Origin of the sequence: Thermosulfurimonas sp. F29, from assembly GCF_019688735.1 — a bacterium.
GTDB lineage: Bacteria > Desulfobacterota > Thermodesulfobacteria > Thermodesulfobacteriales > Thermodesulfobacteriaceae > Thermosulfurimonas_A.
This window is the reverse complement of record NZ_JAIFYA010000003.1, coordinates 396,901-410,505: the sequence shown is the minus strand read 5'-3', so window position 1 is coordinate 410,505 and position 13,605 is coordinate 396,901. Positions and strand designations below refer to the sequence as shown.

Annotated in this window: 9 protein-coding genes; 7 read left to right on the top strand and 2 right to left on the bottom strand. The window is 62.4% G+C overall.

What is annotated here, in order from left to right:
* Window positions 1–55: 55 nt before the first annotated feature.
* Together K3767_RS10460 and glyS are read left to right on the top strand one after the other, a co-directional pair.
* Window positions 56–904 carry a glycine--tRNA ligase subunit alpha gene (locus K3767_RS10460; protein ID WP_221173525.1) on the top strand — a complete coding sequence of 283 codons (849 nt, stop codon included), beginning with the start codon at window positions 56–58 and terminating at the stop codon, window positions 902–904.
* Window positions 897–2,996: a glycine--tRNA ligase subunit beta gene (glyS, locus tag K3767_RS10455; protein ID WP_221173524.1), complete on the top strand. Its 2,100-nt coding sequence runs from the start codon at window positions 897–899 to the stop codon at window positions 2,994–2,996. Before K3767_RS10460 ends, glyS begins: the two co-directional genes overlap by 8 nt.
* Window positions 2,997–3,054: 58 nt before the next feature.
* Here the strand turns inward: glyS and dnaE are convergent, their stop codons facing one another.
* On the bottom strand, window positions 3,055–6,519 hold the full coding sequence (gene dnaE / locus K3767_RS10450) for a DNA polymerase III subunit alpha (RefSeq protein ID WP_221173523.1): 3,465 nt from the start codon (window positions 6,517–6,519) through the stop codon (window positions 3,055–3,057).
* 151 nt (window positions 6,520–6,670) lie between these two features.
* On the opposite strand from dnaE, the gene K3767_RS10445 reads away from it, so the two are divergent.
* The 5 genes from K3767_RS10445 (at window position 6,671) to K3767_RS10425 (ending at window position 11,690) form a co-directional block, all read left to right on the top strand.
* Window positions 6,671–7,609 carry an aspartate carbamoyltransferase catalytic subunit gene (locus K3767_RS10445; protein WP_221173522.1) on the top strand — a complete coding sequence of 313 codons (939 nt, stop codon included), beginning with the start codon at window positions 6,671–6,673 and terminating at the stop codon, window positions 7,607–7,609.
* Complete coding sequence (locus K3767_RS10440; protein WP_221173521.1) at window positions 7,606–7,803, top strand: hypothetical protein; 198 nt, start codon at window positions 7,606–7,608, stop codon at window positions 7,801–7,803. The genes K3767_RS10445 and K3767_RS10440 overlap by 4 nt, the downstream gene beginning before the upstream one ends.
* 103 nt (window positions 7,804–7,906) lie before the next feature.
* A complete protein-coding gene (locus K3767_RS10435; RefSeq protein WP_221173520.1) occupies window positions 7,907–9,181 on the top strand; it encodes a dihydroorotase in 1,275 nt (424 codons plus the stop codon).
* Window positions 9,169–10,560 (top strand): argininosuccinate lyase, encoded by a 1,392-nt coding sequence (gene argH, locus K3767_RS10430; RefSeq protein ID WP_221173519.1) that lies wholly within the window; start codon window positions 9,169–9,171, stop codon window positions 10,558–10,560. Before K3767_RS10435 ends, argH begins: the two co-directional genes overlap by 13 nt.
* Window positions 10,557–11,690 (top strand): exonuclease SbcCD subunit D, encoded by a 1,134-nt coding sequence (locus K3767_RS10425; RefSeq protein ID WP_221173518.1) that lies wholly within the window; start codon window positions 10,557–10,559, stop codon window positions 11,688–11,690. Before argH ends, K3767_RS10425 begins: the two co-directional genes overlap by 4 nt.
* On the opposite strand, the gene K3767_RS12205 is transcribed toward K3767_RS10425, so the two are convergent.
* Window positions 11,668–13,593, bottom strand: coding sequence for a bacteriohemerythrin (locus K3767_RS12205; protein WP_221173517.1), 1,926 nt, complete (start codon window positions 13,591–13,593; stop codon window positions 11,668–11,670). The two genes, K3767_RS10425 and K3767_RS12205, sit on opposite strands and share 23 nt — an antisense overlap.
* Window positions 13,594–13,605: the final 12 nt, after the last annotated feature.

Genomic DNA, 13,605 nt, shown 5'->3' with positions numbered 1-13,605 from the left:
CAAACTCCCTCTCCTGTGGTATACACAGGGGACGGAAAGCCGTGCGGAGGGGAAGATGTACTTTCAGGAACTCGTCGCCCGACTCAATCGTTTCTGGGCCGAGAGAGGTTGCGTGATCCTTCAGCCCTACGACATGGAGGTGGGGGCCGGCACCTTCCACTGGGCCACCTTCCTTCGGGCCCTGGGGCCGGAGCCCTGGGCCGCGGCCTATCCCGAACCCTGCCGCCGCCCCACCGACGGACGCTACGGAGAAAATCCCAACCGTCTCCAGCACTACTTCCAGTATCAGGTGGTCATTAAACCCTCGCCGGACGACATCCAGGAAGTTTATCTCAAAAGCCTTTCGGCCCTGGGGATCGATCCCCGGGACCATGATGTGCGCTTCGTGGAGGACGACTGGGAAAGCCCCACCCTGGGGGCCTGGGGCCTGGGCTGGGAGGTCTGGCTCGACGGCATGGAGATCACCCAGTTCACCTACTTTCAGCAGGTGGGAGGGTTCGAGTGCCGTCCGGTCACGGTGGAGATCACCTACGGTCTCGAGCGCCTGGCCATGTTCCTCCAGGAGGTGGAAAATGTCTTCGATCTGCGCTGGAACGAACGCCTCACCTACGGGGATCTCTTCCGTCGGGCCGAGGTGGAGTATTCCATATACAACTTCGAGGAAGCCGACACCGAAATGCTCCGGGAACTCTTCGAGCGCTACGAAAAGGAGGGGTTGAGGCTGCTTGACCTGGGGCTCGCCCTTCCGGGCTACGACTGCACCATAAAGTGTTCGCACATCTTCAACCTTCTCGACGCCCGGGGGGCCATTTCCGTGGCCGAGCGCACGGCTTACATCGCCCGGGTGCGGGCTCTGGCCAAGCGCAGCGCCGAGGCCTGGCTTAGGAGGCCCAGTCATGGCTAAGGATCTCCTCTTTGAGGTGGGATGTGAGGAACTCCCGGCCCGGTTCGTCGAACCGGCCCTCGAATCCATGGCCGAGGAAGCCGAAAGGCTTCTTTCGGAAAGGGGTCTTTCCTTCGGGGAGATTCGCACGCTGGGTACCCCCAGACGCCTCACCCTCTTCGTGGCCGAACTTTCCGAAAGGCAACCCGATCGCGTGGAGGAAGTCATGGGCCCACCCCGCCGGGTGGCCTTCGATGAGGCCGGAAACCCCACTCCCGCGGCCCTGGGATTCGCCCGTAAACAGGGGGTGGAGCTTTCCGAAATCAAAGTAAAAGAGACCCCCAGAGGAGAATACCTCTTCGTCGAAAAGCGCGTCCCCGGACGAACCACTCCGGAACTCCTCCCGGAATTCCTGCGGGAGCTCATCTCCCGAATCCGTTTCCCCCGGACCATGCGCTGGGGGGAGTACGACTTTCGTTTTGCCCGTCCCATACGCTGGCTGCTGGCCCTATACGGGGGAGAGGTGGTGCCTTTTGAGGTGGCCGGCGTACGCGCCGACCGGAAGACTTACGGACACCGTTTTCTCGCACCGGAGGGCTTTCCGGTCTCGGGCCTTGAGGAGTACCTTTCGGGCCTGCGGAAGGCCTTCGTGCTGGCGGACCCGGCCGAGAGACTCTCCCGCACCCGGGAGGAGGTCCTCCGGGCGGCCCGGGAGGCCGGAGGAGTCCCGCAGGAGGACCCCGAACTTCTTTCCGAAAACGCCCACCTGGTGGAATATCCCTTCGCCCTGGCGGGTACCTTTCCCGAGGAATACCTGGAGCTGCCCGAGCCTCTCATCATCACCGCCATGCGGGAACACCAGCGCTACTTCGCCGTGCGCACCGGGGAGGGTAAACTCCTTCCGGCCTTCGTCTCGGTGAACAACAATCGCCCGCGCGATCCGGAGGTCCTCCGGCGCGGCCATGAGCGGGTCCTCCGGGCCCGGCTCGAGGACGCCCGTTTCTACTGGCGACGGGATCTCTCGGTGCCTCTTTCCGAAAGGGTCGGGGAACTTTCCGGGGTGGTTTACCACGCCCTCCTGGGGACGCTCGCCGAAAAGACCGAAAGACTCAAGGCCCTGGCCGGGTATCTTGCGGGGCTCTGGTTTCCGGAGAAGAAGGCGCTGGCCCTGCGCGCCGCCGAGCTTTCCAAGGCCGATCTCGTAACCGAGGTGGTGGGAGAGTTTCCCTCCCTCCAGGGGGAGATGGGACGCATATACGCTCTCAAGGATGGTGAGGATCCCGAGGTGGCCGAGGCCCTTCTAGAACAGTATCTTCCCCGCGGAGCAGAGGATCGGGTGGCCGAGAGCCCGACGGGAATAGTGCTATCGCTCGCGGACAAGACCGACATCCTTTCGGCCTTTTTCGCCGTGGGGGAGAGGCCCACCGGGGCCTCGGATCCCTACGGCCTGCGCCGGGCCGCTTACGGCCTTCTCCGCACCGTGCTTCACCACGGTCTTTCCCTTTCCCTGCGGGAACTCTTCACCTTTGCTCTGTGGGTCCTCGAGCGGCAGGGATTTCTGAAACGGCCGCAGGGAGAGATCCTGGACGACCTCCTTCCTTTCATGGAAAAGAGGCTCGAGGGGGAACTTGTCGCCGCGGGTTTTCCGCTGGACGAGGTGCGGGCCGTGCTCCGGGTGGGGTTTGACGATCCGGTGGAGGTCCGCCGGAGGCTTTCCGCCCTCCATCGGGTTCGCTCCGGCCCGGAATTCGCGGCCCTGGCCGTGGCCTTCAAACGGGTCATGAACATGACGAAAAAACTCGAGGAGCGTTACCCGGTGCGGCAGGAGCTTCTCAAGGAACCCGCGGAGAAGACCCTGTGGGAGGCCTTCTCCGCGGTTCGCAGGGAGACCGAGCCCCTGCTTTCCGGGGGCCGCTACGAGGAGACCCTGAGGTGCCTCACCCGGCTCAAGGAACCCATCGACCGCTTTTTCGACGAGGTCTTCGTGATGGTGAAGGAGGAGGATCTTCGCCGCAACCGTCTGGGCCTCCTCCAGGAGATCGCGGGGCTGTTTCTCCGGGTGGCGGACCTCTCCGAACTGGATCTTTCCGAGTATACCCGGAATTCCGGTTAAGTGCGTTGGGGGCAAAGCCTCCAGCGCGGGAGCCGGACTTAGCCGGGAATCTGATCCCCTAACCCTCCAGGTTTACCGAGAGGAGGCGGTCTCCCAGGAAACGGCGGATCTCGGAGAGGAGTTCCGGCCGGAGGGTAATGCGGAAGGCCCCGTTGAGGTCCACCCGCACCGTGCCCTCCGGGAAGACCAGTTCGAGATTGACCTCCGAGGGGCCCCGGCTTGAGGAGAGGACCTCCCGCAGGGCCTCAAGCTCCCGGGCGGAGATTCCCTCCGCCGCAAGTCTCAGCACCACCCGTCCGGAAAGGCTCTCCGGGGCCCGGGAAAGGGGTTTCAGATCCTCCACCAGGAGACGCGGCCCTCCCTCCTCCTTCTCCACGGTGCCCCGCACCAGCACCAGGCGGCCTTCCTCCAGAAACTCCACCGAGCGGGCATAGGCCTCGGGGAAGACGATGGCCTCCACCACCGCCTCGCCGTCCTCAAGCTGCACGAAGGCCATCTTCTCGCCGCGGCGGGTGTTCTTGGTCCTGATGGCTCCCAGGGCCGCACCCAGGTAGATCTTTCGCCCCTCCGGCACCCGGGAGAGCCCCGATACGGTGTAGGGAGTAATGGCCGCAAGCCATTCCCGAAAGGCCTCAAGGGGATGCCCCGTGAGGTAGAAACCCAGGGCCTCGCGTTCCCGAAGAAGTTTCTCCTCGGGCCCCCAGTCCGGCACCTCGGAGAGTTCCGGTGCCGCCGAGGAGCCCCTTTCCCCACCGGAGAGATCAAAGATGGAAAACTGGCCCCGGCTGCGGGCCTCCCGTTCCCGGTGGGCCCAGTCCATTACGGCCTCCAGGTTGTGGAAGAGCCTGGCCCGATTGGGTTCCAGACGATCGAAGGCCCCGGCCTTGATCAGGGCCTCGAGCACCCGGCGGTTCACCTTCCCGGGATCCACCCGGAGACAGAAGTCCTCGAAGGAATGGAAGGGCCCGCCCCGTTCCCGCTCGGCCACGATCTCCTCCACCGCACCCTGCCCCACATTCTTTATGGCCGCAAGGCCGTACCTTATCCCCTCCCCCTCTATGGTGAAACTCACTCCGCTGGCGTTCACATCCGGCGGAAGCACCTCGATACCCATCCGGCGACACACCGCCACATACTTCATGACCTCCTCGGCCTTTCCCATTTCGTAGGAGAGAAGGGCGGCCATGTAGCAGAGGGGGTAGTGGGCCTTGAGATAGGCGGTCTGATAGGCCACCAGGGCGTAAGCCGCGGAATGACTCTTGTTGAACCCGTATCCGGCGAACTTCTCCATGAGATCGAAGATGCGTTCGGCAAGTTCCTGGGACACACCCCGTTCCACCGCCCCGGAGACGAAACGCTCGCGCTGCTCGGCCATGACCTCCGGGATCTTCTTCCCCATGGCCTTGCGCAGGATGTCCGCCTCCCCCAGACTGTAGCCCGCGAGCTCCTGCGCAATCTTCATGACCTGCTCCTGGTAGAGGATCACCCCGTAGGTCTCTCGCAGGATGGGCTCGAGACGCGGGTGGAGGTAGTCCGGTTTGCGCCGACCGTGCTTGACCTCGATGTACTGCTCCACCATGCCGGACTCGAGGGGCCCGGGACGGTAAAGGGCCAGCACCGCGATGAGGTCGTTGAAGTCCGTGGGTTTGAGCCGCCGCAGGAGGTCCTTCATCCCCGAGGATTCCAGCTGGAACACCCCGTCGGTCTCCCCCCGGCGCAAAAGCTCGAAGGTCTTTTCGTCGTCAAGAGGAAGACGATCCGGGTCGATGTCCTTCCCGTAGTATTTCCGGATCAGTTTCAGGGTGTGATCGATGATGGTGAGGGTCTTGAGCCCCAGGAAGTCGAACTTGATGAGGCCGATCTTTTCCACGGCCTTCATGTCAAACTGGGTGATGATTTCCCCCTTGTCGCCCTTCATCAGCGGGAGGTAATCGGTGAGGGGACGGTCGGCGATGACCACCCCGGCGGCGTGGGTGGAGGAGTGCCGGGGGAGGCCCTCGAGGGCCCGGGCGATGGCAAAGAGTTTACCCACGCGCTCGTCCTTCTCGGCCAGCTCCCTCAGGCGAGGCTCGGCCGAAAGGGCCTCGGCCAGGGTCACATTGGGACCCTCGGGGATGAGCTTGGCGATGGGATCGATTTCCTTGGGCTTGAAACCCAGAGCCCGCCCCACATCCCGCACCACGGCCCGGGCCTTGAGCTGTCCGAAGGTGGCTATCTGGGCCACATACTCCTGCCCTCCGTACTTTTCCCGCACATACTCGATCACCTCGTCCCGACGCTGCATGCAGAAGTCCACATCTATGTCCGGAAGGCTGGTGCGTTCCACATTGAGAAACCGTTCGAAGAGCAGTCCGTAGCGCAGGGGATCCAGGTTGGTGATGCGCATGGCGTAGGCCACCAGCGAGCCGGCGGCCGAACCCCGCCCCGGGCCCACGGGGATGCCCCGGCTCCGGGCCCAGCCGATGAAGTCGGCCACGATCAGAAAGTAACTGGCAAACCCCTTCTTCTTGATGACCTCGATTTCGTAGTCCAGACGCTCGCGATACTCGGACTCCGGTGCGGCCAGCCCCGGCCCGTTCTTCAGTTCCGTAAGCCTCTCTTCAAAGCCCCGGCGGGCCTTTTCCTCGAAGACCTCCTCGTAGGTCTTGCCCGGCGGGATGGGATATACGGGAAACCGGGGCTCCCCGAGCTTCAACTCCAGGTTGACGCGTTCGGCGATCTCCAGGGTGTTCGTGAGCACCTCCTCCGGATAATCCCGGAAGCGGGCGGCCATGTCCTCGGGTGAGGCCAGGTAGACCCGATCGGTCTCAAAGCGGAAGCGGTTGGGATCGTTCAGGGTCTTTCCGGTCTGGATGCAGAGGAGCACCTCGTGGACGAAGGCGTCCTCCGGGGAGAGAAAGTGACAGTCGTTGGTGGCCACCACCGGAAGCCCCAGGTGTTCGGCCATCTCGAGGAGCGTCTGGTTCACCTTCGTCTGTTCGGGAAGACCGTTTTCCTGCACCTCCAGGTAAAACCGGCCGGGGAAGAGGTCTCTGTATATCTTTATGAGTTCGAGGGCCCGGTCTTTGTCCCCGGCGAGAATGGCCGCGGGAATCTCTCCATGCAGACAGGCGGTAAGGGCGATGAGCCCCTCGTTGTGTTCCCGGAGGAGTTCCTTGTCTATGCGGGGCTTCCAGTAGAAGCCCTCGAAGTGGGCTTTGGTGGCCAACTTGCAGAGGTTCCGATAACCGGTTTCGTTTTCCGCGAGCAAAACCAGGTGATAACCGGCCTCGTGAGCGCTTTTGGCCTTCTTATCGAAACGGGAGCCCGGGGCCACATAGAACTCGCAGCCGATGAGGGGTTTGATTCCGGCCTCCCGCATCTTTTCGTAAAAGTGGATGACGCCGAAGAGATTGCCGTGATCGGTGATGGCCACGGCGGGCATGCGGTACTCCACGGCCTTTTTGGCCACATCCTCCACCCGCAGGGCTCCGTCGAGCAGGCTCCATTCGGTGTGTAGGTGCAGGTGCACAAATTCGGCCATGGAGACCACCTCCGGGGGAACTTCGTGGTTTCGCTCCTAATTTTATACCCCCCTCCGCCACCGGCCACCCCCGTAAAAACAGGATCGAATCCTATTTTTCGGGGAGGGGTTGACCCGGGGGTGGGGTTTCGGCTAAATAGGTTAAGAACCCATGGGTATTGAGTTTCCCCATCGACACCTCCTGGAAATAGGTCCCCTCAGTCGGGAGGATATCCGGATCGTTTTGGAGACCGCTCGTAACCTCAAGGAGGTCCTCCGGCGCCCCATTCCCAAGGTCCCCACCCTCAGAGGAAAGGTGGTGGCCAACCTCTTTTTTGAGCCCAGCACCCGCACCAAACTCTCCTTTGAGCGGGCGGCTAAGGTGCTTTCCGCGGAGGTGTTAAACTTTTCCGCCCGGGGAAGCAGCCTTGAGAAAGGGGAAAACCTCCTGGACACGGTGAAAAATCTGAAAGCCATGGGGCCGGATCTCTTCGTGATCCGTCATCCCGCCTCCGGAGCCCCCCATTTCGTGGCCCGGCACATCGATGTCCCGGTCATCAACGCCGGGGACGGCTTTCACGAGCATCCCACCCAGGCCCTGCTTGATCTCCTTACCGTGTGGGAAAAAAAGGGAACCCTTTCGGGACTCAAGGTGGCCATTATCGGGGACATCCGCCACAGCCGGGTGGCGCATTCGGACATCCTGGCCTTCAGGAAGATGGGGGCCGAGGTCTGTGTCTCCGGCCCCGGAACCCTCCTTCCCCCTGAACGAGAGGCCCTGGGAGCCAGGGTGTGTTTCAGACCGGAGGAGGCCGTGGAAGGGGCCGATGTGGTTATTGCTCTGCGCGTGCAGAAGGAACGGCACGGGCGTCCGCTTTTTCCCAGCTTTCATGAATACGCCCGTTACTTCGGGTTGAGCCGCGAGATCCTTTCCCGGGCGGCCGAGGGGGCCCTTCTCATGCATCCGGGTCCCATCAACTGGGGAATAGAGCTGGCCCCCGAACTCGCCGACTTCCCCGGACAGGTGATCCTGGAACAGGTGGAAAACGGCGTGGCGGTGAGGATGGCCCTCCTGCTGTTGCTCCTCAAAAGCAGCGAAGGTTCCGCATGAGGCCACGAACCCTTCTCGAGTTCGGAAAGTGGCTTCTCAACCTGGCGCTGGCCCTGATCGTTGCCGGAATCGTAAGCCCTCTGGTTTCGGGACGAAGGCTTTCTTATGAGGTATTCGTGGTTCTTGTTATACTAGTAATCGGATCACTTTTAGCCGGGGGACTACTTCTGGAAAAGGGGGAACGCAAGCCATGAAACCAGAAATTAGTACTCTCATTTTAGGAGGCCTGGCTATAGGAGCCGGGTTGCTGGTTCTCTTTCTGGATTGGCTGGAAAGACGCAAATCTCGGGTACACTCGTGAAGCTTCTCATCCGCGGGGCTAGGATCCTGGATCCATCGCAGGGGCTCGACCGGGAGGGGGATCTCCTGGTTGAAGAAGGGCGCATCGCGGCCTTGGAGGGGGAGATTCCCGCCGATCCGCAAACGGAGATCATTGAGGCCCGGGGGAAGTGGCTGGTACCCGGGCTCATTGATATGCATGTGCACCTGCGGGAGCCCGGTGAGGAATGGAAAGAGGACATAGAGAGCGGGTCCCGGGCCGCGGCAGCCGGAGGGTTCACCGCTGTGGCCTGTATGCCCAACACGCGTCCGCCCAACGATTCCCCAGAGACCACCCGTTACATACTGGATCGGGCCCGGGAGGTGGACCTGGTGCGGGTATATCCCGTGGCCTGTATCTCCCGGGGGCAGGAGGGACGGGAGCTTGCTCCCTTCGGGGAGTTGCGTGAGGCCGGAGCGGTGGCGGTATCCGACGACGGCCGGCCCGTGGCCGATGCGGGGCTCATGCGTCTGGCCCTGGAGTACGCCCGCAGTTTCGATCTTCCCGTCATCTCCCACGCCGAGGATCCCGGGCTTTCCGCAGGCGGGCAGGTGAACGAAGGGATCGTTTCGGCCCGGCTGGGACTCAAGGGGATTCCCGCCGAGGCCGAGGAGGTGGCCGTCTTCCGGGACATAGCCCTGGCCAAACTTACCGGACATCCGGTACACATTGCCCATGTCTCCACCGCCGGGGCGGTGGAGATCATACGCCGGGCCAAGGAGGAGGGGCTTCCCGTCACCGCGGAGACCGCTCCCCACTACTTCACCCTCACCGAGGAGGCCGTGCTGGACTATGACACCAACGCCAAGGTCAATCCTCCTCTCCGCACCGAAAGGGACCGGGAGGCCGTGCGCCGGGCCCTGGCCGAGGGGGTGATAGACACCGTGGCCACGGATCACGCTCCGCACAGTCCCCTGGAAAAGGAGGTGGAATTCCCGGCGGCGGCCTTCGGTCTCATCGGCCTCGAGACCGCCCTGCCCCTCACCCTCCGGCTGGTGCGGGAGGGTCTGATTTCCCCTCTGCGCATGGTGGAGCTCCTTTCCACCAACCCGGCCCGCATCCTGAAAGTGCCGGGGGGGACCCTCAAACCGGGCTCTCCGGCGGATCTCACCCTCATAGACCCGGAGGCGGTGTGGGTGGTGACCGGGGAAACCCTGTACTCCAAAAGCAAGAATAGCCCCTTCCTGGGATGGGAGATGCGGGGCCGCGCGGTGCTCACCGTGGTGGGAGGACGAATAGTATGGCGAATATAGATAAGCTTTGGGGCGGACGCTTTAGGGAGTCCACCCACGCCCTGGTGGAGAAGTTCACCGAGTCGGTCTCCTTTGATCGCCGCCTTGCCCTTCAGGACATCCGTCAGAACCTGGCCCATATAGAGGCCTTGCGGGAGGCGGGGGTGCTGACCCCTGAGGAGGCCGAAACACTCTCTCGCGGGTTGCGGGAGATCGAGGAGGAGATCCGCGAGGGGCGGTTCGTTTTCCGGCGGGAACTGGAGGATGTCCACATGAACATCGAGGCCGCCTTAACGGAGAGAATCGGACCACTTGCGGGAAAACTTCATACCGGTCGCAGTCGCAATGATCAGGTGGCCACGGACTTCCGGCTCTACCTCACGGAGGAGGTCCGGTCGATCCTGGAGCTTCTCCGGGACCTTCGACGGGCGCTGGTGGACAAGGCCGAGGAGGTATTCGGGATAATCCTTCCCGGCTTCACCCACCTCCAGCACGCTCAGCCGGTCCTTTTCTCCCATCACCTCCTGGCCTATTATGAGATGTTTTCCCGGGATGCCGAACGCTTTCGGGAATCGTTGAAGCGCCTTGCGGTCTGTCCTCTGGGTTCGGCCGCCCTCGCAGGCACACCCTATCCCCTGGACCGGGAGCTCACGGCCCGGCTTCTTGGCTTCGAGCGCCCCGCGCCGAACAGTCTGGATGCGGTCTCGGATCGGGACTTCGCCCTGGAATTCCTCTTTAACGCTGCCCTCACCATGATGCACCTCTCGCGGCTTTCCGAGGAATTGATCCTATGGATGAGCCCGGAGTTCGGTTTTATCGACCTTCCGGATGCCCTATGCACCGGATCCTCCATTATGCCCCAGAAAAAGAATCCCGATGTGGCCGAACTCATTCGAGGAAAGACCGGCCGGGTCTATGGAAACCTCGTGGCACTCCTCACGGTGATGAAGGGACTCCCTCTGGCTTACAACCGGGATCTTCAGGAGGATAAGGAGCCGGTCTTCGACACCGTGGACACGCTGAAGTCCTGTCTGGAACTGAGTGTACTGATGGTGGAGGGATTGCATCCCCGGGTCGACCGGATGCGGACCGCCGCCGAAGAGGGGTACACCACCGCCACTGACCTGGCGGATTATCTTGTGATGAAGGGACTTCCCTTTCGCGAGTCCCATCATGTGGCGGGACGCATCGTGGCTTACGCCGAGGAAAAGGGCCTCAAACTCTGGGAAATCCCGCTTTCGGATTTCCGGCGTTTCTCCGAGCTCATTGAAGAGGATGTTTACGAATGGCTCACGGTGGAGGGATCGGTGGCTCGCCGGCGGACCTTTGGGGGTACGGCTCCGGAACGGGTGCGCGAGGCCCTGAAAAGGGCCAGACAGGCCCTTGAGGAAGACCGGTGAGGATCCTTCATACCGCGGACTGGCACCTGGGCAAACTTTTCTACGGGGTTCACCTTACCGGGGATCAGATTCGCTTCTTTGAGACCGAATTCCTGCCCCTGACCAGAGACCTTCGGCCTGATCTGGTGGTGGTGGCCGGGGATGTGTTCGACCGACCGGTACCCTCCGCCGAGGCTGTGGGCCTTTTCGGGGAGATCCTGGCCCGCCTGCACGAAACCGGGGCCCGTATCCTCCTCATACCGGGAAATCACGACCATCGGGAACGCCTGGCCTTCGCCCGGGAGCTTTTCGCCCGGCTGCGCATCCATGTGGCCGAGGAAGCGGAATACCTCTTCGATCCCCTTCGTATGGGGCGGGTGTCGCTCACCCTGGCCCCTCATCTTACCCCCCTGCATCTGAAAGAGCTCCTCAGGCGGCGTTCCCTCTCGGGGGATATCCTTTTTTCCGAACCGGGGGACCTCTGGTCCATGGCCCTGGCCGAGGCCGGGGCCCCGGAGGGAACCTTCCGCGTTTTCGTGGGACACCTCTTCGTGGAGGGCGGACAGCGGGGGGATTCCGAAACCGATCTGTGGGTGGGGGGAGAGGAGGCCCTTCCCGCGAGTCTCTTCCACCGTTTCCACCTGGTGCTTCTGGGGCATCTTCACCGGCATCAGCAGCCCGCTCCGGGCCTCTACTACGCCGGCTCTCCCTATCCCCTCTCCTTTGCGGATACCGAAACCCCAAAGGGAGTGCTCGTTTTCGAGGTCGATCCCCACCGGGGGAGCTTCTCCGCGGAGTTTGTCCCCCTCGCCCCTCCCCGGGAGATGAGGGTCCTTCGGGGGAGCTTTTCCGACCTCCTCGCTCATCCTCCCACCCAGGCCTATGTAAAGATCGTGCTCGAGGACGAGACCCCCGTGCCCCAGGCCTTTGAAAGGCTCAAACGCCGCTTCCCGGGGCTTCTGGTGCTGGAGACCCCGTATCTTAGAGGGGTTTCAGGAGGAACCCTCGCGGGGTCGGAGGTGGGAAGGACCGATCCCCGGGCTCTCTTTGCGGCCTTCGTGCGGGAGGTGGCCGGAAGAGCCCCCTCCTCCGAGGAGGAAAAACTCTTCGAGGAGGCCCTGCAGCGCCTTAACGAAGCCCCTTCTCCCTGAGGAAGGGGGCGTACTTCTTGTCGGTCTTTCCGATGTGATTGACCAGCCAGTCCTTGAGGAAGTTCAGGAGGTCGTAGGAGAGGGTGGCCTCGCCCTTTTCGAACTTCTCCTTGAACTCCAGTACCTTGGCGGTGAGCTTGCGGTGGATCTCCTTGTGGAGCTCACCCTCGGGGTAACCGAACTTGTCGAAGTAGTACTCCTCGGTCTTGAAGTGATAGTCGGTGTAGTCCACCAGTTCGTTCAGGATCTCTCCCAGTGCAGCCTGCCCCTCTCCGCTCTTTATGGCCCGGTGGAGTCGATTAACCATAGCTACCAGTTTGCGATGCTGCTGGTCTATCTCCTGGATTCCGGTCTCGAGCTCCGGCCCGAAGGTGATGAACTCCTCCTCGGCCTCCCGGATCTCCCCGGCGGAAAGGGTGGTGACCTCCCGGTCGCTCACCGTGGAAAGCCACCGGCCGAAGAGTTCGGTCATCCTGAAAAATCGGGGGAGGGTCTCCCGGCGGAAGATCTCCAGGGCCCCGGCCTGGTCCCCCCGGGAGAGGCGGTGCTGGATCTCCTCCGCGGTGCGGTGAAACTCCTCGTGCACCGGGCGCAACTCGCGCAGGATGGGTTCGGTGCGCTCGTCGGCGACATAGTCGCCCAGGAAGATCCCCAGGGCGCAGCGTTCCGGGTCCACCTGAACCTCCGGCGGCTTGCCCAGGATAAGACCGTTAAGCACCTCGTTCATCCACTCGTAGTGCTTGAGGAGCACCAGTTCTATGCGGGTGTATTCCTCTAGACAGTCCCTGACCTCCCGGTAGAAGGCCTCGTCCACCGTAAGGGCGTGGAGCAGGACATTGTTTTCCATGGTGACGGTTTCCATAGAGGTGCGGAAGGACTCCATGAAGGTGCGCACCTGGGAGAACTCCTTGGTGTGTTCCATGAGGGTCTGGGAGGCCTCGAAGGTCTTCTGCACCACGGCCTGGACATTTTCGATATTGTGGGTGATGTCGGAGATGGTGGCGGTCTGCTCCTCGCTGGCCGAGGCGATGGTGGTGGCGAGGTCGTCTATCTCCAGCACCCCGCTGGTGATGCTCTCCACCGCGGCCACAGCGTTGCGCGTTTCGTTCTGAATCTCCTCGATTATGCGGGCGATCTCCTTGGTGGCCTCGGCGGTCTGCCGGGCGAGTTCCTTGACCTCGCCCGCCACCACGGCGAATCCCTTTCCGGCCTCCCCGGCCCGGGCCGCCTCAATGGTGGCGTTTAAGGCCAGAAGATTGGTCTGGTCAGCGATCTCGTTTATGACCTGGGCCACGGAGCCGATGCGCTCCGTGCTTTCCAGGAGTTTCTCTATGGTGCTCTTGGCCTGCATGGCCATCTCCCGGGCCTGGGAGGTCTTCTGGGCGGTGTTGGAGATACTCGAGGCGATTTCCCCCGCGGCGGTGTTGAGGTCGGTGAGGGCCCGGGAGAGCACCTCCACATCCTGGGCCGCCCTCTGAGAAGAGCTGTAAAGTTCCAGGGATAGGTAGTCGGTTTTCTCGTAGTAATTTACCAGCTTGTCCGAGACTTCCCCCATGAAGTCCCTTATCTCGGCCAGCACCCGGGCCTGACGCTGGATCATTTCGAGGTGCGCCGCTACCAGCGCCGCAAAGTTGGCGTACTTTTGTACCACCTTTTCTTCCTCGCCGGTTCTTTCCGTAGCAGGAGCACGACGAAATTCCAGATGTATATACTCATCAAGGATCGATAGTAATGTTTTTCTTCCCTCCGTACCCCGGAGGAGACGCCAGAAAAGGCCTGCAACGGCCAGAACACCCGCTCCGGCCAACGCATAGTTCCAGGGCGCCCTCGGGGCCCAGAACGCCAGCCCCACAGGAAGAACTCCCAGGAAAACGAGCAGGATTATTACCACCCGATCTCGCATGGAGGCCTCCTC